We start from the raw sequence: 335 nt of genomic DNA, 5'->3' as shown, positions 1-335 counted from the left end.
ACTGGGGATCTAGGATTCGAACCTAGGCATGACGGAGTCAAAGTCCGTTGCCTTACCGCTTGGCTAATCCCCAATGAATGTGTAAATGGGGCGATCGAAGGGAATTGAACCCTCGAGTGTCGGAGCCACAATCCGATGCGTTAGCCACTTCGCCACGACCGCCACAGTATGAAGAATTTTTTTGGCAGGGGCAGCAGGAATTGAACCCACACTAACGGTTTTGGAGACCGCTGTTCTACCTTTAAACTATGCCCCTATAAACTGGTGGAGGCTGATGGATTCGAACCACCGAACTCGTCAGAGAACAGATTTACAGTCTGCTGCGTTTGGCCACT

Annotated in this window: 3 tRNA genes; all 3 read right to left on the bottom strand. The window is 50.7% G+C overall.

Features of this window, described 5'->3' with window-relative positions:
• Position 1: 1 nt before the first annotated feature.
• The 3 genes from KQX66_RS36875 to KQX66_RS36865 all read right to left on the bottom strand — a co-directional run bounded on the left by KQX66_RS36875 (position 2) and on the right by KQX66_RS36865 (position 256).
• Positions 2 to 73 (bottom strand) — tRNA-Gln (locus KQX66_RS36875).
• A gap of 13 nt (positions 74 to 86) precedes the next feature.
• A tRNA-His gene (locus KQX66_RS36870) sits at positions 87 to 162 on the bottom strand.
• Positions 163 to 182: 20 nt separating this feature from the next.
• Positions 183 to 256: transfer RNA gene (locus tag KQX66_RS36865), tRNA-Trp, on the bottom strand.
• Positions 257 to 335 lie beyond the last annotated feature (79 nt).

The sequence above is a fragment of the Paenibacillus oleatilyticus genome (genome assembly GCF_018998565.1).
Classification (GTDB): Bacteria; Bacillota; Bacilli; order Paenibacillales; family NBRC-103111; genus Paenibacillus_G; species Paenibacillus_G oleatilyticus.
This window is presented reverse-complemented; position numbering and strand designations above follow the sequence as displayed.